The organism is Lacinutrix sp. Bg11-31, from assembly GCF_002831665.1.
GTDB lineage: Bacteria > Bacteroidota > Bacteroidia > Flavobacteriales > Flavobacteriaceae > Lacinutrix.
Window position 1 is genome coordinate 1300240 of record NZ_CP025118.1, and the last position, 18014, is coordinate 1318253.

At 31.2% G+C, this 18014-nt stretch carries 15 protein-coding genes; 7 read left to right on the top strand and 8 right to left on the bottom strand.

Annotated elements, in window-relative coordinates; translation table 11 throughout:
• Positions 1 to 4: 4 nt before the first annotated feature.
• From CW733_RS05880 to CW733_RS05890, 3 genes are read right to left on the bottom strand one after another with little or no spacing between them, the layout of a single operon-like run.
• Positions 5 to 1084, bottom strand: coding sequence for an acyltransferase (locus tag CW733_RS05880; RefSeq protein WP_100996316.1), 1080 nt, complete (start codon positions 1082 to 1084; stop codon positions 5 to 7).
• Positions 1074 to 2678: a sulfatase-like hydrolase/transferase gene (locus CW733_RS05885; protein WP_100996317.1), complete on the bottom strand. Its 1605-nt coding sequence runs from the start codon at positions 2676 to 2678 to the stop codon at positions 1074 to 1076. Before CW733_RS05885 ends, CW733_RS05880 begins: the two co-directional genes overlap by 11 nt.
• 60 nt (positions 2679 to 2738) lie before the next feature.
• Positions 2739 to 3902, bottom strand: a complete 1164-nt coding sequence (locus tag CW733_RS05890; RefSeq protein WP_100996318.1) for a class I SAM-dependent RNA methyltransferase — start codon at positions 3900 to 3902, stop codon at positions 2739 to 2741.
• Positions 3903 to 3993: 91 nt separating this feature from the next.
• Here CW733_RS05890 and CW733_RS05895 point away from each other — a divergent pair, with 91 nt between their 5' ends.
• The 3 genes from CW733_RS05895 (at position 3994) to CW733_RS05905 (ending at position 6029) form a co-directional block, all read left to right on the top strand.
• Positions 3994 to 4725 carry a bifunctional 2-polyprenyl-6-hydroxyphenol methylase/3-demethylubiquinol 3-O-methyltransferase UbiG gene (locus tag CW733_RS05895; protein ID WP_100996319.1) on the top strand — a complete coding sequence of 244 codons (732 nt, stop codon included), beginning with the start codon at positions 3994 to 3996 and terminating at the stop codon, positions 4723 to 4725.
• A gap of 3 nt (positions 4726 to 4728) precedes the next feature.
• Positions 4729 to 5403 (top strand): ZIP family metal transporter, encoded by a 675-nt coding sequence (locus tag CW733_RS05900; RefSeq protein ID WP_100996320.1) that lies wholly within the window; start codon positions 4729 to 4731, stop codon positions 5401 to 5403.
• Between the two features lie 197 nt (positions 5404 to 5600).
• A complete protein-coding gene (locus tag CW733_RS05905; protein WP_100996321.1) occupies positions 5601 to 6029 on the top strand; it encodes a DUF4268 domain-containing protein in 429 nt (142 codons plus the stop codon).
• Between the two features lie 126 nt (positions 6030 to 6155).
• Here the strand turns inward: CW733_RS05905 and CW733_RS05910 are convergent, their stop codons facing one another.
• Entirely contained in the window at positions 6156 to 6602 is a 447-nt protein-coding gene (locus CW733_RS05910; protein ID WP_100996322.1) for a peptidylprolyl isomerase, read from the bottom strand.
• Positions 6603 to 7096: 494 nt separating this feature from the next.
• Here CW733_RS05910 and CW733_RS05915 point away from each other — a divergent pair, with 494 nt between their 5' ends.
• Positions 7097 to 7870 (top strand): BRO family protein, encoded by a 774-nt coding sequence (locus tag CW733_RS05915; RefSeq protein ID WP_100996323.1) that lies wholly within the window; start codon positions 7097 to 7099, stop codon positions 7868 to 7870.
• Between the two features lie 162 nt (positions 7871 to 8032).
• On the opposite strand, the gene CW733_RS05920 is transcribed toward CW733_RS05915, so the two are convergent.
• Both CW733_RS05920 and CW733_RS05925 read right to left on the bottom strand, forming a co-directional pair.
• The gene (locus tag CW733_RS05920; RefSeq protein ID WP_100996324.1) at positions 8033 to 8659 is read right to left on the bottom strand and encodes a hemolysin III family protein; all 627 of its coding nucleotides are present in this window, start codon (positions 8657 to 8659) and stop codon (positions 8033 to 8035) included.
• 7 nt (positions 8660 to 8666) lie between these two features.
• The gene (locus CW733_RS05925) at positions 8667 to 9365 is read right to left on the bottom strand and encodes a DUF4294 domain-containing protein (RefSeq protein WP_100996325.1); all 699 of its coding nucleotides are present in this window, start codon (positions 9363 to 9365) and stop codon (positions 8667 to 8669) included.
• A gap of 126 nt (positions 9366 to 9491) precedes the next feature.
• Here CW733_RS05925 and CW733_RS05930 point away from each other — a divergent pair, with 126 nt between their 5' ends.
• Positions 9492 to 10580, top strand: coding sequence for a M42 family metallopeptidase (locus tag CW733_RS05930; protein ID WP_100996326.1), 1089 nt, complete (start codon positions 9492 to 9494; stop codon positions 10578 to 10580).
• 78 nt (positions 10581 to 10658) lie between these two features.
• Complete coding sequence (locus tag CW733_RS05935; protein ID WP_100996327.1) at positions 10659 to 11807, top strand: aminotransferase class V-fold PLP-dependent enzyme; 1149 nt, start codon at positions 10659 to 10661, stop codon at positions 11805 to 11807.
• On the opposite strand, the gene CW733_RS05940 is transcribed toward CW733_RS05935, so the two are convergent.
• Both CW733_RS05940 and CW733_RS05945 read right to left on the bottom strand, forming a co-directional pair.
• Positions 11808 to 12821: a hypothetical protein gene (locus CW733_RS05940; RefSeq protein ID WP_100996328.1), complete on the bottom strand. Its 1014-nt coding sequence runs from the start codon at positions 12819 to 12821 to the stop codon at positions 11808 to 11810. It abuts the gene before it with no gap.
• Positions 12822 to 12922: 101 nt separating this feature from the next.
• Positions 12923 to 16006 carry a T9SS type A sorting domain-containing protein gene (locus tag CW733_RS05945; protein WP_100996329.1) on the bottom strand — a complete coding sequence of 1028 codons (3084 nt, stop codon included), beginning with the start codon at positions 16004 to 16006 and terminating at the stop codon, positions 12923 to 12925.
• An 84-nt stretch (positions 16007 to 16090) separates the two neighbouring features.
• On the opposite strand from CW733_RS05945, the gene CW733_RS05950 reads away from it, so the two are divergent.
• Entirely contained in the window at positions 16091 to 18007 is a 1917-nt protein-coding gene (locus tag CW733_RS05950) for a vanadium-dependent haloperoxidase (RefSeq protein WP_100996330.1), read from the top strand.
• Positions 18008 to 18014: the final 7 nt, after the last annotated feature.

An 18014-nucleotide genomic window follows, 5' to 3' on the forward strand; every position in this document is an offset into this window, starting at 1 on the left:
AGGATTATTTATTGTTTTTATAAGAAAAATACAATTGTTCTAGTTTTTTTACAACTAGCGCTGCAATATATGCTACGATTAAAAAGAGTGCTAAAAACACATAATTCATAACATTAGATTCTAATTTGTTTGCAAATCCCACCCAAGGTTTTCTTAAAAATCCATGTACTGCAAATAAGTAGTAAGATAAACTTCCTGTAAAAAGAATAAATCGTGTTAGTAACTTTGGAAAATGACACTTTTTAAAGGCTAAATAAACGAATAGAAAAAGTACTATAAAACTTAAATGAGATAAGTACCAAAAGTAAACATTGTAAAGGCTCAAGAGTATAATAGCTACTCCTAGTAAAGCAAACCATTTTAAATACTTATTAAAAATAGCGCCTTTTACAGCATATAATATACCTAAAATAAAGACAGGAAAATGTCCTATAAAATTATAATATAAACTAAAGTTTAATTCTGTTAGTTGTTGATTAAAACAAAAGATTAGAATAAAAGAAACTAAGCCAATTATGTATAAAAAATACGTGTTTCTTTTTTGTAAAATCATTAAAAAAGGAAATAGTAAATACAATTGTACAATCATAGAATAGAACCAAAATGGACCGTTAAGAACAAAGACTTCTTTAGGTATTAAGTTAGCAACCAGTGAATACCTTATTAAAAAGTCTATAGCTACATCGCTATTAAATTCCATTCTAAAAATTAAATAATTATAGACAAATAGAGCTAATAGTGCAATTGTAAAAACAGGATATAATTTTGCTATTCTTTTTTTTATAAAATCTTTATAACTAACATCAAAATTCGCATAGCTAATTGCAAGTCCGTAGCCACTTATAAAAATAAATAAATGTATGCCGTAATGTCCTGAAAATGCAATAACATACTGCAATATGTTTATTGGACTACTATTAATACTATCTATAAAATTTTGTGCGTAAACTGGATTAAAACTAAACTCATTCTCACCTAACATTGGTTTAATCCAATGTAAAAAGTTATGGCAAATAATTAATAATATACCAACACCTTTTATAGCTGTTGTATCTTTTTTAGATAATACGTTATTAATCTTCATCAGCCTTTGTTGTTTTCCAAATATCGTAATCTAAACCACCTCTTAATAACCGTTGCTTTTCTTTAAAATTAGAATTAAAAATACTTTTAGAAGCATCAAAACCTTCGAATTCAACATCTATAATATCAGAAAAACTATAAATAAAATCTTCAGTATTATATTTTCTATTACTGTAATTATTTAATGAATCTATTTTTTTATTAGCCAATAAATAGTCTTTAGAAAACCAAGAGAAAAAAGGAATATCTAACATTGGTTTTGACATCTTAGTACCGTAATGTCCAACAAAATCTTGCGTATCGAAAACATCGTCTCCATGATCCGAAAAATAAACTACAAAACTATTTTTATGCGCTTCTTTTACTAGATTAATAATTTCGCTAACAACAAAATCGTTATACCTAATTGCATTATCATATTCATTTACTTTAGTCTTAGAATATTCTGTTTTATATTTTGTGCGTTCGTTGACACCCTCAAAATAATTAAACTCATTTGGATAACGTTTCGAGTATAATCTGTGAGTTCCAATTAAATGTACAAATATTAGTTTACGATTACTTTTAGTGTTTAATGCCTTTTTAATTTCTGGAACTAAAGATCCATCATGAATACTGTAGTAATAACTATCTGTAGCTAAAAAACGCTTATGCTTAGCTGCTGTTGCTATTATTGTTGGTGTACTTTCTGTAAAACCAACAGGTTGTTGATTAGAAATCCAAAATGTTTCAAAGCCTGCTGCATTTGCTAATTGTACAACTGAAAAATTATTTTCAATTTTTGGATTGTTATAATCAGAAAGTGTAAGTGCTTTTTCAAGCGATTTAATAGTCATTACATTTGGAGCAATTACATCATCAAAAACATAAAGCTCATCTTTCATTTTGGAAAGCAAAGGATTTGTTTCTCTGTTATAATTATACAATTGCATGTGCCATCTAGAAGTAGATTCTCCAATAACAACAATACCTATTTGAGGTTTTTCATTTTTAGAAATTATTTTTATAGATTCACTTTCTGGCTTTGCCAAATGTTCTTTATAGTAATTTTTTGCTTTATTATATTCTTGAATAGAATGAGATAAAGTCAATAATACACTCTGTTCATTAAACGAGCGTTTAAGCAAAAAGCCACAACTAATTATTAATAAAATGATTGCAGACTTAAATAGTATAGGTAACTTTTTTAAATATAAAAACTGAAAGACTTTCGATTTATAAAATAACCCAATAACAAGAAAAACAAAAACCGAAAAACTTAAAATTAGTATTGGAAAAATTGAAAAATTAAAATAACTCGAAAAGAATTCTGAGGCCTCATTAGCATTCGTTTCAAAAATCACAAAAATGGCTGAAGCTGTTGGCTTTACACCAAAAGTATAATAGAAAAAAAGCTTAAATGCAACAAGAAAAGCAAGTAAAAATTGAAACAACAACAACAGCACTTTCTTAAATTTAGTGCTATTAAAAAGCAAAATAATTCCAACAAATATAGTTGTTAGTAAAAATATAGCACCAAGCTCTCTAAAGAACTGTTTAGCATGAGTTATTATAAAAAAACCTAAAAGCATAAGCACCAATAACGGAAAACTCATAATTAGAGTTAAACGAAGTATTGATCTTAAATTTTCTTTTAAATTTTTTATCACAATCAATTAATCATTATCCATATACTTCCCTTTTTTACTTCCAGCATACATTGCATACTTTAATAAACGAGATTCAAGTTTCGCATTCATTAATTTTATTTTACGCGAAGGACGTAATCCTACATGTTTTATTGCTTCTAAATTAGAAGTAATAAACCAAGCATCAGTATTTGGATACCCTTGCTTTAAAGTGTCTCCAATCTCCTTGTAAAAACTCTCCATTTCAATATCTAAACGCTCTCCATAAGGCGGATTAAAAACAATGTGTAACTTCCCTTCTCCTCCTCTTCGGGTTTTAAAGAAATCTTCATGCTGTATCGAAACTAACTCGTCTAAATGTGCGTTTTTTATATTGTCTATCGCTTTAGTAACTGCACTTGGCGATTTATCATAACCAATTATTTTATGGTGGAAATCTCTAGTTTTCTTTAATAGAGATTCTTCTATTTTTTCAAATAAATCAACATCCCAATCGGTCCAACGTTCGAATGCAAACTCTTTACGCATTAAATTTGGAGGTATATTACAAGCTATCATTGCAGCTTCTGCTAAAATAGTTCCACTACCACACATTGGATCCATAAAATCCGATTGCCCATCCCAACCAGAAAGCATAATTAATCCAGCTGCCAAAACTTCGTTTATTGGTGCAATATTAGTTGCCGTTTTATAACCACGTTTATGTAAAGATTCTCCAGAAGTATCTAAAGAAATAGTACAAACCGTACGATCTATATGCACATTAATTTTCAAGTCTGGAAAACGTAAATCTACATTTGGACGCTCGCCAGTTTCATCTCTAAACTTATCTACAATCGCATCTTTTGTTTTTTGAGCTATGTACAGAGAGTGCGTAAAAACAGTAGAATTAACCGTAGCACTTACCGCTAATGTTCCAGAAGATTTCATATGTTCGTTCCAATCCATTTTATAGATATTGGTATACAAATCTTTCTCATTATTAATACGAAACGTCTTAATAGGTTTTAAAATTTTTATTGCTGTTCGCAAACCTAGATTAGCTTTATACATAAAGCCTTTATCTCCAGAGAAACTAACATTTCTAACACCTTGTTTTACTTCCATAGCACCAAGTTGCGTTAACTCATTTGCTAATATTTCTTCAAAACCAAATAAGGTTTTGGCCACCATTTTGAAATTATCTTCCATTCTTTTCGTCTAATAGAATGCAAAAATACTCTATTTTTGTTCGAACAAGTAATAAACTAAAATCAGATTCTCATTTTCATGGGAAATAAATATGTTAAAAGACGACACAACTTGGTATGCTTCATGGTTTAATACACCTTTCTACCATATTTTATATAAAGATAGAGATTATGCAGAAGGCGAAAACTTCATGTATAATCTTACCGAATACTTAAACATTCCAGAACATGGTAAAATATTAGATCTTGCTTGTGGAAAAGGTAGACACGCCATTTATTTAAATAAAATAGGTTTTAATGTTACAGGAGTAGATTTATCTAAAAATAGCATAACACATGCAAAACAGTTTGAAAACGATACGCTACATTTTAATGTTCACGATATGTGCAAACCATACCCAGAACAATTTGACGCTGTGTTTAACCTCTTTACTAGTTTTGGATATTTTGAAAATGAAGAAGATAATCTCAACACTATAAAAGCGATTAAAGAAGATTTAAACGAATATGGTTTTGGTGTTATCGATTTTCTAAACAGTGAATATATAATTGATAATTTAGTTGAAGAAAACACTAAGACAGTTGAAGGTATAGACTTCCACCAGAAACGTCGTGTAGAAAATGGCTATATAGTAAAAGACATTTCTTTTACTTTTGAAGGCAAGGAATTTGAATTTCAAGAACGCGTTCGCGCTTTAACTTTAGCAGATTTCGAAGCTCTTTTTGAAAAAGCAGGTGTCTATTTACTTGATGTTTTTGGAGATTATAAATTGAATAAATACCATAAAAAAACATCCGAACGTTTAATCCTTATTTTTAAGTAAACTATGCTTTTAAATATCATACTTCCAATAATATCTGTTGTTTTAGGTTTTATAGTCGTTTTTACACTAAAACCAAAACAACCAAAACACTTAAAATTACTACTTGCTTTTAGTGGTGCATTTTTATTATCTATAACCGTTTTTCATTTTTTACCAGAAGTTTATAAAAACAATTATAAAGATGTTGGTTTGTTTATAATGTTGGGTATTCTGTTGCAAATTATCTTAGAATTTTTCTCTAAAGGTGCAGAGCATGGTCATGTACACATTAGTAAAGACACAACAGGATTTCCTTGGTTATTATTTATAAGTTTGAGCATTCATAGTGTTTTAGAAGGATTGCCAATAGAAGGTCATACCAACTTAATTTATGGCATTATTATCCATAAACTTCCAGTGGCTATTATATTATCGACATTCTTTTTGGCTTCTAAAATGCCTAAGAGTAAATCGTTAGCCTTTCTTTTACTGTTTGCTTTAATGACTCCTTTAGGAGTCTTTTTATCTGCAAATTTTAGTTTTTTCGAAACGTATTACACTCAAATTTCGGCTATAGTTATTGGTATATTTTTACATATTTCTACTACTATTTTATTTGAAAGTAATGAAGGACACACCTTTAATGTTACTAAGTTACTAACTATTATTAGTGCTATTATAATTGCTTATTTTATTTAGTTACTTGTTATTACTGCGAAAGCAGGACTCTAGATTAAAATGGATTCCTGCTTTAGCAGTAATGACAAAACAGCCTGAAAGAGTGAAATATCAAGAACAAGCGAATTAACTGAATCTTCTAGATACAAATTGTTTCATGCTTCAACAATTTACTCGAAGTGACAACAGAATAAATTATTAACCATAAACTTGAAAACGTGTTTAGCAAAGAAGAATCAAGACAAATAAAACAACTATTCTGGACCAGTTTTGGGAAATCCTTTCCAACAAAATGGGTTTTATACAACACCAAAATAAAAGGTTTTAGTTTCAAATTTCATTTCGATAATAAAACAGCTCACGTAAGTTTAGATTTAGAAGACGATTTAGAGAACCGTATTAACTACTGGGAGAAACTACAACAAGTAAAATCCATATTAACTACAGAGTTTTTGCCAGAAGCTATTTATGAAGAAGAATATTTTCTCGATAACGGAAAAGAAATCTCTAGAATATACGTGCCTTTAGGTTATAAAGTATCTATCCACAATAAAAATACTTGGCAAGAAGTTATGGTGTTTTTAAACGAAAAAATGAGTGCTTTTGAAGCCTTTTATTATGAGCATGAAGATTTCTTGAAAGCATAAAGCAGTTGCGCAGCATCTTAAGAAAAAGGTATACTCTCGTAATGTTATACCTATAAAAGTAAACAGCCTTTGTTAAAGCTTGTTTAACAAAGGCTGTTTTAATACTATTTAAAATATATAATTACTTTATTCAGTAATTACAGTTTCATTAATCTCTACAACTTCAAGATCAAAAACAAGGTCTTTACCAGCCAAAGGATGGTTTGCGTCTACAACAATGCTTTCTTCTTTTACCTCTACAACTAATAAATTCATTTCTTGACCATCTGGAGCTTTAGAAACAAGTCCCATGCCTACTTCTGGAGCCATATCTTGTGGAAGCTCAGATTTTTTTACTTCGTGAAGCAAATCGTTATTAACCTCTCCATATGCTTCCTCTTTAGGAATAGTAATGGTTTTCTTTTCGTTTACTTTCATATCAATTAAACCTTTTTCAAAACCAGGAATTAATCTTCCTTGTCCTAAAACAAATTCTATTGGTGCTTCTCCTTCAGACGTATCAAAAACCTTTCCGTCAGATAATTTACCTGTATAATTTACTTTTACTGTACTGTTTTCTTTTACTTGACTCATACTCTATTCTTTAATTTGAAAAAATACGTTTTGCATAATTATTACACAAAACTATTTTAGTTTAAACTTATAGTTTCAGTTTGTGCCAAAATCACGCCAAAAAGCTAAAATGATGGTTTACAAATCGATAACATATACGTTCAATCTAAATAAAAGCTCTGTAATCCTCTTATAATAGGCAACTGTAGCCATTATGGCTTGTTATAAAATAAATTATAGCCGTATAATTTAATCAGCAACTATGTCAGTTAAATTAATAATCGCTTGAAAAAGTATGTCAACTCTGCAAAAATGCTAGATAATCTTAAACAGATTATTTAGAAGTATTAAGTGGTTCTACTTGAAGGATTGACAAGCTTGACTTTCAAAAATATTTCCGCTACCTTCGTTTAACATCTGATAAAAAACATTGAAACGCTTTTTTATCAATGAAACATTGTGCGTCAGCTGAAAAAAATACCGCTAAAAATGAAAAAGAACTTTAAAATAAATTTATGCAAGTAGAAATATTCAAATTTGAACCCGAAGGAGAACAAATGCTTAACGAAATTAGAACCGTAGAAATTGAAGGTGAAATTTGGTTCGTAGCTACGGATGTTGCTAAAACTTTAGGTTATAAAAATGCTCCTGACGCTATATCAAGACACTGTAAACCTAAAGGTATCGTGAAACACGATAGCTTAAAATCTGATACAGGTAGTCAATTAACTTTAATCAACGAGCCAAATGTTTATAGGTTAATTATTAAATCTAAATTACCATCAGCTGAAAAGTTCGAAGAGTGGTTATTTGAAGAGGTAATTCCTTCAATTAGGAAAAAAGGTTTCTATGGAAAAATAGACAGAGCTCAAGTTCCTAACTTCTATAAAAGATATTTAGGAAATATTAATAAAATAGAGTTACACAAACATTTTTCAGTTGTAAGTGAATTGTTTACAATATTGTATTCTGAACTCGAAAAAGTTGGTTACACTATACCAAATAAAGCAGAAAATGGAAAAATGATAATGCCAGATATTTCAGTAGGTAGAATGTTTTCTAACTACCTTAAAAAGATTGACTCTGAACATAAAGATTCTTGGGAATATTACGACCATTCTTTTGACGACGGAAGACCTGACCAACCAACAAGGAAATACACTATTGATGCGCTACCGATGTTTAGGAAATACGTTATTGAGGTTTGGATTCAGACAAATGCACAAAAATATTTCAAAGAACGTGACCCAATAGCTTTAGATTATTTACCTAAACTACTTGGGAATTAAAAAAGCCGAACGCACAACAATGTATATAAAAAATAGGCGAAATAGTACTAAATTCAAAGTTTACGGATTATATCAAACTTTGTGCTTAACCGAAAGTTTAGTGCTTCGAAATCGCCTACTTTTCATATACTAACCGTTAAACGAAACTAAAATCCAGCACCTCTAAACCACATAAAAGTACACCATTAAAAAGTGAAAAATAGCACCTGCAAGTACAAACAAATGCCAAATAACATGATAAAATAATTTCTTTTCAAGTGCATAAAAAATAATGCCAATAGTATAAGATGCACCACCAAGCATTAATAATGTAATACCTTCTGGTGGCATTGTATTTTTTAATTCAGAAAAATCGAAAACAATTAACCAACCCATTACTAGATACAAGAGTGTGGAGAACACATTAAATCTGCCTGTAAAGAATATTTTTAAAACCACACCAAAAGCGGCAATTCCCCAAACAACAGCAAATAATATCCAACCTAAACTTTGCTCTAAGCTTATTAATAGCACTGGTGTATAAGTACCTGCAATAAGCAGATAAATACTTATGTGATCTATAATTCTAAAGGTATGTTTATACTTTTCACTTTTAACATAATGGTAAATTGTAGACGCCGAAAAAAGAACAATTATAGAGATACCGTAAACAATAACACTAAATAAACTATAGCTTGTTTTCTCTGTATCTTTAAGTATAAATAATACTAAGGCAATAATTCCCAAAATAGCTCCTACTCCATGTGTAATGGTGTTCCAGAATTCTTCGCGTTGAGTTTGTATGCGCATTTAAGATTTAGGTTTTTTGTTTGGTTTCTGGTGACTTTTTACCATCGTTTAACCATTTATTACTAAGCTCGTAAAAATCTAAGTCTAAAGCCGATTTCTGTTCTTTTAAAACACCATTCTGAAAATTACGTTGTAAGATGTCTTCAATTAAATAGTCTTCTTTTTCATTTTCTGGATCAAACTCACGTTTTAGAGAAATATCGAAAAAATAAGCTGTGTTATTAAACCAAAAAGCTCTCCAGCCACTGCGTAACTCTTTTATTAAAGAAAAGGCCGTTTCTCCTGTTTGCCGGTTAATGAGTTTTATAAGAATTTGACCTTCGGTTCTGGTCATTTTTTTTAATTCGGCAGAAAATTCATTTTCAATATATTTTTGAACTTTCTTAGCATAACGTCTCTGTTTTCTTTTAGAATCTAAAGTTGCTAATTGCTTGGTTAACGAGTCTAGTCTTTCGGCTGCCATTTTAGCGTAAGGATAAACTTTTATGGTTTTTCGTTTTAAAATATAATAGCGCCTTCTGTTTTCTTTACTATCGAATTTAAGTTTGTGCAACAGCATAACTTCGTCAAGATTTATTGCTTCACGTGGTATAGAATCTCCCTTAACAATCATGTATTCAACATGTGTAGAGTCTTGTTCTATTTCTAGAGTTTGTCCGAAAATTAACATCGGAAACACTAATAAAAGTGGTAAAATATACTTCATATAAAATATTATGCTAAAACCGTTCCAAAAAATAGTTTCAAGCTTCTGCAACAAAATTAATAATTATACTCTTGTTAACTATTAAATAACTGCGATTATTGTTATTTTAGTACAAAATTAAAAACAATGGCAAAAAAGAGCATACTTAACAAAAAGTCTATGGACTTTTTAGAGAAATATTTAAACAACGCTTCACCTACAGGTTACGAATGGGATGGGCAAAAAATATGGATGGATTACTTAGAACCTTATGTAGATGAGTTTTTTACAGATACATATGGTACTGCTGTTGGTGTTATTAACCCAAAAGCAAAATATAAAGTAGTTATAGAAGGTCATGCAGATGAGATTTCTTGGTATGTAAACTATATTAGTGATAAAGGGCTAATTTATGTGGTAAGAAATGGTGGTAGTGATCACCAAATTGCACCTAGTAAAGTGGTAAATATCCATACTAAAAAAGGCATTGTAAAAGGTGTTTTTGGATGGCCAGCAATACATACAAGAAGTAAGGCAAAAGAACAAGCTCCAAAACCAGATAATATTTTTATAGACTGTGGTTGCAAAACTAAAGAAGAAGTTGAAGCGCTTGGTGTGCATGTAGGTTGTGTAATTACGTATCCAGATGAATTCCATATCCTAAACAAAAACAATTTTGTTTGTCGTGCTTTAGATAACAGAATGGGTGGTTTTATGATTGCTGAAGTTGCACGTTTACTTAAAGAGAATAAGAAAACTCTTCCTTTTGGATTGTATATAACTAATGCTGTACAAGAAGAGATTGGGTTACGTGGTGCACAAATGATTACCGAAACTATTAAACCTAACGTGGCTATTGTTACAGATGTAACACACGATACCTCTACTCCAATGATTGATATGAAAGTACAAGGTGAAGTAGAAATTGGTAAAGGTCCAGTTATTGCTTACGCTCCTGCTGTGCAACAAAAATTACGTGATTTAATTACAGATACTGCAGACGAAAAGAAAATTCCTTTTCAGCGTGCAGCCTGTTCTCGTGCTACTGGTACAGATACAGATGCTTTTGCGTATAGTAATGGTGGTGTTGCTTCTGCATTAATCTCTTTACCGTTGCGTTATATGCATACTACTGTTGAAACTGTACATAGAGACGATGTTGAAAATGTGATTAAATTAATTTATGAAACATTATTAAAGATTGAAGATGGTGATACATTTTCATATTTTAAATAACCAGCTAAGCTGGATTTAGCAAAAAACCGAATAATAATTAAGCCTCTTTATAGAGGCTTTTTTTAAATCTGATAAAATATGACTTTACAACATCAAAAACACTTGTTTGATATTCCTGAGGACATAACTTATTTAAATACTGCTGCGCAATCTCCAGCATTTAAATCTATTTACGAAGCAGGTTTAGAAGGTTTAAAACAAAAAAACAGACCTTATACTATTACTGGTAAAGACTATTTTGAGCCTGTAACCGAACTAAAAAAACTGTTCGCTAAATTAGTAGATGTAAACGATTATAATAGAATTGCAACTATGCCTTCCGTTTCCTACGGAATAGCTACAGTTGCAAATAATATTACTTTAAATAAAGGTGATGAGATTATAGTAATTGGAGAGCAGTTTCCAAGTAATTATTATTCATGGAAAAATTTAGCAGATAAATATAATGCTACAATTAAAACCATTAGCCCTATTAAAGGTGAAGAATGGAGCACTAGCGTTTTAAATGCAATCACAAATAAAACCGCTGTTGTTGCAATGGGAAACATTCATTGGTCCAACGGAAGCTTATTCGATTTAAAAGCCATTAGCAAAAAAACGAAACAACACAAAGCCTTACTAATTATCGATGGTAGCCAAAGTGTTGGTGCATTACCTTTTTCGGTTAAAGAGATTCAGCCAGATGCACTAATTTGTGCTGGTTACAAGTGGTTATTTGGACCTTATGGTTGTGCTTACGCCTATTTTGGAGAACATTTTGACAACGGAACACCTCTAGAAGAAAACTGGGCAAACCGTTTAGATAGTGATAACTTTGCTGACTTAACAAATTACCAACCAGAATACAAACCATTAGCAAGCCGTTATCAAGTTGGAGAAAGTGGGAACTTTATTTATGTAAAAATGCAAATTGCTGCATTAAAGCAAATAATAGAATGGACACCAAAAGCAATCCAAGAGTATTGCAAAACTATTTCTGCGGAAGCTGTAAAAGAGCTAAAAATTTTAGGTTGTAAAATTGAAGATGACAATTATAGAACTCATCATCTTTTCGGAATTAAATTACCTGAAGGTTTAGATATAAATGTTTTAAAACAGGTATTAAAAGAGCAAAACATTTTTGTGTCGTTTAGAGGCAATTATATTAGAGTGTCTTGCCATCTCTTTAATACTGCTCATGATTTTTCGACATTTGTAAAATGTATGTCTTCGGTTTTAACTAAATAATTATTTTAAAGCAGGATTTTTCTTTTTTAAAAATAGGCTTCTAAATGTTATTATATTTAAAGGGAACTCTAACATAACATGTGTTACACTTAAAAAAATTGATAAGACTAAACCTAATCTATAATCGTACCAGTAACTGCATAATATAATCACCCAAACACTTAAAATAATTATTGTTTTCATGGTTGTTAATTGTTTATGCCAACCTATAATTGTTGTCTTAGAAAACCAATTGAGATAATGATAGATGTAAGCAAACGCAATAAATATTTGAATTTTTAAATCTATTTTTTCATAAAAAAAGAACTTTAAATCATCGTACACACCAAAGAGTTTAGCTAAATTGGCATTTAGCGCATGAAAATTATTATTTACATAGGTGCTTTTAACCTCTTGAGAAAATTGATAATTAAACAGCTCTGTATCAATAAACACTAAGCTTAAGGGTAATAGAATAACCAATATTATATTTAGTATTCCATATTTAGTTTTCTTATTGCGCACACCATATATCATAAAAAGAATGGTAAACAGGTACACATGAATAATAGTTGGTAGTAACAAGCCATTAATTAAAATATAAACTTCGGACGAATACGTCCATATAGACAATAAAAGTGCTATTATAAAACTTATTACAAATGCTTTATATGTTTTATAAAACAACACTAGAATAGCTGTAATGAGTATAAAAAACAACAGAAAATTTGTATACCTAACTAAGGTGCTTGTAAAAAACAAAATAGTAGATTTACTTAAGAAGCTTGAAAAAACCGATAAGCTAAAAACATAAGGTATTGAGTATATAATTGCAGCTCCTAAAACTAAATATTTCCAAGCGTTGTTAATTACAAAATATTTTTTTTCTGCAATCCAATTGGTTTCTGTTAAGTAGTGTAAAGGCCCAAGAAAGGCATAACCAAAAAGAAAGAGTTTAAAAGGCAAAAAACAAGCGAATGCAAAACTGACTAATATTAACCCAAAATTTAGTTTATCTACATTAAGTGTTTTCATTTACGATACTGTTTTAATACAATTAAAGAAACTTATACCAATAACATAAAAAGCTACACATAAAGTGTAGCTTTTTTTATTGTAATTATAAATTGTTGATGTTACTCAATAATCATTTTTTTAGTATCAATCTTTCTTCCGTTAACATATAATGTATAATAATACATTCCAGAAGCAAGAGAATCGCTATTAAAAAACAATTCTTGATCACCTAATTGCTTTAAAGAAACATTATCAATTACTTGACCTGAAGTATTACTAAAAACTATGGCTGCACTCTTATTATCGGTTGGCACATAATATTTAATAGTTGTTGTTCCATTAAACGGATTTGGTATATTTTGGTATAAAATAGGACCTGCACTTCTGTTTGTGTTGTCATCTGGTTGTTGAACTGATAATGTTTGACAAGCACACGCTTCAATCGCTTCCATTCTTGTAATTAAATCATCTATTTCAATTTGTTGATTTGTATTTTCTGTTTCTAAAGCAGCTATCACTGGTGATAAATCAACATTTACAGATGTTCCTCCTTCAATAGCTACTGTTAATGTGTTTCCACTTAAAGTTGCAGAAGCTAAGTTCTGATTGTCTGTTCCAGTTCCATCAGCAATTGTAGATAAATCTACTCCTGTTCCTCCTGCAATATTTAATGTTGTTCCTGTTAATGATAAACTTTGACTATCTGTATTATCTAAATAACTTGATAAATCTACTGTTCCTGCATTACCAGTAATACTTAAAGTATTTGTTGCTAAAGAAATACCTTGTGCATCGGTTCCAGTTCCATCAGACAATGAAGCTAAATCTACTCCTGTTCCTCCAACAATATTTAATGTTGTTCCTGTTAATGATAAATCTTGACTATCTGTATTGTCTAAATAACTTGATAAATCTACTGTTCCTGCATTACCAGTAATACTTAAAGTATTTGTTGCTAAAGAAATACCTTGTGCATCGGTTCCAGTTCCATCAGACAATGAAGCTAAATCTACTCCTGTTCCTCCAACAATATTTAATGTTGTTCCTGTTAATGATAAATCTTGACTATCTGTATTGTCTAAATAACTTGATAAATCTACTGTTCCTGCATTACCAGTAATACTTAAAGTATTTGTTGCTAAAGAAATACCTTGTGCATCGGTTCCAGTTCCATCAGACAATGAAGCTAAATCTACTCCTGTTCCTCCAACAATATTTAATGTTGTTCCTGTTAATGATAAATCTTGACTATCTGTATTGTCTAAATAACTTGATAAATCTACTGTTCCTGCATTACCAGTAATACTTAAAGTATTTGTTGCTAAAGAAATACCTTGTGCATCGGTTCCAGTTCCATCAGACAATGAAGCTAAATCTACTCCTGTTCCTCCAGCAATATTTAATGTTGTTCCTGATAATGATAAATCTTGACTATCTGTATTGTCTAAATAACTTGATAAATCTACTGTTCCTGCATCTCCAGAAATGCTTAATACATTTGCTGCTACTGAAATGGCTTGTTCATCTGTATTGTCCAAATAACCTGATAAATCTACAGTACCTGCATTGCCCGTAATACTTAATACATCTGACGCAACAGAAATGGCTTGTTCATCTATTGCCATCATGCCTTTCCATTCTGTCCCATCCCAATAATACGTATTCGATGTTTCTGAATCATATACTACCATTCCTTCATCTACTGCAGCCAAAGTAGTTCCAAATGCAGTACGCTCTGTAGTTGTCATACGGTTTAGTTGTAGACCTTTTGTGGTTCCTGTTAGGTCTAAAGAAGCTTTTGAATTTGGTGCATCTGTTCCAATACCAACACTTAATGGGTTTGTTGCTCCACCAAGTACCATTATATCATTATTTATAGCTGTTGCTGCATTACCAATGGCTACAGAATTATTTCCTTGTACATTTGCAGCAACTCCAATAGCAATATTATTTAATGGAACTAATGCAGCTACATCTGTTGAACTTGCTTGATAGCCTATAACAATAGAATTATCATTTGTAACGCTTGTGAGTGCACCAAGAGCAATTGAATTTGTTCCTGAAACAGATGTTTCGTAACCCAATCCTACGGAATAAGCCTTATCCAAATATCCTTTAGAGCCCATTAACACAGAATAATCAGCGGCTGCTTCAGTATTTGTTAAATATCCCATACTTACAGATTCAACACCGTGTTGATCATTTTCTGTACCAATACCAATGGCATACGAAGCGTTTGTATACGATCGATACCCTATAGCAGTTGCATCATTCGCATTTACCATATCGTATCCATCTGCATCCCATTGACCATGGGTATCAACACCTGTTCCACCAATAAATATACATCTTGACCTGTTTGTATTTCCAAAATCTGCGCCAGATCCAATTCCAACATTGTCACTTCCTTCTCTATTTGAAAACCCAGCTGCAGTTCCTAGATAAGTATTACGGTTTGCGTTTGTTGTACTATTTGTTCTGTTATTATCTCCACCTGCATAAGCTCCAACAAAAGTATTGCTACTAGCGTTCTCTGTTGCACATCCTGCACCATGTCCAAGATATGTATTCTGGATTCCTATATCTCCATCAATCCCAGCAGAATCTCCAACTGCTGTGTTCCAATAGCCCGTTGTATTATCATAACCCGCTTCATCACCAAAAAATGCATTTCCGAAACCTGTAGTATTACTTCTACCAGCTGTATTCCCTACAAATGTGTTATCACTTGCTGTTGTGGTATTGTATCCTGCATCTTCACCTATAAACACATTGTCATCACCATCTAGTAATGCTTGACCTGCTTCTTCACCAATAATAACATTATCACTAGCTCCACTAATCATATTCATTCCAGCTTCAGTACCTATAGCAATATTATCAGTCCCGTCACAATAACGACCTGCATCTTTCCCAATAAATGTATTATCAGTTCCTGTAACTGCGAATTCACCAGCACGTGCACCAATAAATGTATTATCAAATTGAGTAAGCATACTTTTACCCGCCTGATAACCTATGAATGTTGAGTATGACCCAGAAGAGAGACTGTAACCAGAACTATCTCCATAATGTGTGTTATAATCTCCAGAAGTTATATTTGCACCTGAGCCTGAACCTTGTGTCTCATTCATTAATTGTGCATAAGTAAATACTGAGAAAAGCATTAAAATTAATGCCGTTAAATGTTGTTTTTTTGTCATGATTTTTATTTTAGCGTTAATAGCAAATCAAATATAGCCTATTAATAGTCTTTATTGTTATATTTAGAGCAAAAACCTAAAAAAATGAAGCCACTTATGTATATAATATTCAGTTTTTTACCCTTAATTTTATTTGGGCAAAAAAACAACTCTATTGCAAGAGATTGGATGGATACTATGCTTGATATGGTAAAAGAAGATGGACAAGGCCCAACCATACATGCTCGTAATTTTTTTCATGTTAGTGCCGCAATGCACGATGCTTGGGCTGCATATGATGATACGCAGAATACTTATTTTCTTGGAAAAGAAAAGAATGGAAAAACCATCCCTTTTAATAAAGATTTTAAACACCTTTCTACAAATACTGATAGTTTAAGACATATAGCTATAAGCTATGCCGCTTTTAGAATATTAAAATCAAGGTATGATGATTATTCTAGTAAAGGACGCACTATAGATATATTAATTAGTACCATTGAAAAACACCAATTTAGTTTTAGAAATTTAGCGACTAATTATGAAACAGGAAGTCCAGAAGCTTTAGGCAATTATATTGCTGAACAAATACTGTTATTTGGTAAAAGTGATGGTTCTAAGGAAGAAGATAGACATGAACTATCTAAATACAGATCAAAAAATGAAAAATTACTACCAGAAAATCCTGGTGCTAATGGACTTAAAAAGCCTAACCATTGGCAACCAATTTATATAAATAAATATATTGTAAAAAAAGGAAGTGATAAAACTCTAAAAGACTGGAATCATCTACTTATTGAAGGTAATGTAGATTTTTTAACACCATTTTGGGGAGAAGTACAATCGTTTGCTTTACCAACAGAATCTAAAGCAGGAGCTATTCATTTTAATCCAGGTCATCCACCATATATTAACACTGGTAATCAAGACGAAACTGAGGCTTATCGTTGGGGATTTTCATTAGTTCAAAGATTATCAAGTAAGTTAGATACTAAAGATGCCGAAATTTGGGATATTTCGCCAAAAGGAATACTAAACCTAGACAATCATTTACCAATTGGGCTTGATAATTATAAAGCGTACTATAAAGCTGTAGAAACTAATAAAAGAAAGAAGCGCATTAAAAACCCGATTACAAAAAAAACATATGCCAAAAACCTCGTTAATCAAGGAGATTATTGCAGAGTGATTGCTGAGTTTTGGGTAGATGGACCAAACACAAACTCACCTCCTGGTCATTGGTTAGAATTTTTAAATAAAGTGTCTTACCATCCAGACTTTAAAAGACAATGGAATGGCAAAGGAGAATCCTTATCTCAATTAGAATGGGATTTAAAAAGTTATTTTTTATTAACTGGAACTTTGCATGATGCTGCAATTGCTTGCTGGAGTGCTAAAGGGTATTATGATTATGTAAGACCTATTTCTGCAATTAGATATCTTGCTACTTTAGGGCAATCATCAGATTCTAATAAGCCAAATTATAACAGTTCTGGAGTAAAGTTAGAAAAAGGTCTTGTAGAATTGGTTACAGAAAATGATGATTTGGTTGGTGAACAAAAAAAACATTTAAATAAAATTAAAATATATAATTGGAAAGGTCCAGACGCTATTAATGATCCTTTTACAGATACTGCAGGTGTTGGTTGGATTCTAGCTGAAAATTGGTGGCCATATCAACGCTATACTTTTACAACTCCAAATTTTGCTGGTTATACTTCTGGGCATTCAACTTTTTCTATTGCTAGTGCAGAAATATTAACCTATATATCTGGTTCGCCATACTTTCCTGATGGATTAGAAACTTTTACTGCAGAAAAAGATGAGTTTTTAGGGTTTGAAAATGGTCCTTCGGAAACAATAACACTTCAATGGGCCACTTTTTATGACGCTGCCATTGAGACTTGTTTATCTAGAGTTTGGGGAGGAATACATCCACCAGTTGATGACATTGAAGGTAGAAGAACCGGAGTTAAAGTTGCGAAAAGTGCAATAGCCTATTCTAAGCGTTTTTTTAATTAAAAAAAAA

Excerpts from the sequence above, each read along its gene's own strand:
- CW733_RS05880 (WP_100996316.1), bottom strand. The coding sequence starts at position 1,084 with ATGAAGATTAATAACGTATTATCTAAAAAAGATACAACAGCTATAAAA.
- CW733_RS05885 (WP_100996317.1), bottom strand. The coding sequence starts at position 2,678 with ATGAGTTTTCCGTTATTGGTGCTTATGCTTTTAGGTTTTTTTATAATA.
- CW733_RS05890 (WP_100996318.1), bottom strand. The coding sequence starts at position 3,902 with ATGGAAGATAATTTCAAAATGGTGGCCAAAACCTTATTTGGTTTTGAA.
- CW733_RS05895 (WP_100996319.1), top strand. The coding sequence starts at position 3,994 with ATGTTAAAAGACGACACAACTTGGTATGCTTCATGGTTTAATACACCT.
- CW733_RS05900 (WP_100996320.1), top strand. The coding sequence starts at position 4,729 with ATGCTTTTAAATATCATACTTCCAATAATATCTGTTGTTTTAGGTTTT.
- CW733_RS05910 (WP_100996322.1), bottom strand. The coding sequence starts at position 6,602 with ATGAGTCAAGTAAAAGAAAACAGTACAGTAAAAGTAAATTATACAGGT.
- CW733_RS05915 (WP_100996323.1), top strand. The coding sequence starts at position 7,097 with ATGCAAGTAGAAATATTCAAATTTGAACCCGAAGGAGAACAAATGCTT.
- CW733_RS05920 (WP_100996324.1), bottom strand. The coding sequence starts at position 8,659 with ATGCGCATACAAACTCAACGCGAAGAATTCTGGAACACCATTACACAT.
- CW733_RS05925 (WP_100996325.1), bottom strand. The coding sequence starts at position 9,365 with ATGAAGTATATTTTACCACTTTTATTAGTGTTTCCGATGTTAATTTTC.
- CW733_RS05930 (WP_100996326.1), top strand. The coding sequence starts at position 9,492 with ATGGCAAAAAAGAGCATACTTAACAAAAAGTCTATGGACTTTTTAGAG.
- CW733_RS05935 (WP_100996327.1), top strand. The coding sequence starts at position 10,659 with ATGACTTTACAACATCAAAAACACTTGTTTGATATTCCTGAGGACATA.
- CW733_RS05940 (WP_100996328.1), bottom strand. The coding sequence starts at position 12,821 with ATGAAAACACTTAATGTAGATAAACTAAATTTTGGGTTAATATTAGTC.
- CW733_RS05945 (WP_100996329.1), bottom strand. The coding sequence starts at position 16,006 with ATGACAAAAAAACAACATTTAACGGCATTAATTTTAATGCTTTTCTCA.
- CW733_RS05950 (WP_100996330.1), top strand. The coding sequence starts at position 16,091 with ATGAAGCCACTTATGTATATAATATTCAGTTTTTTACCCTTAATTTTA.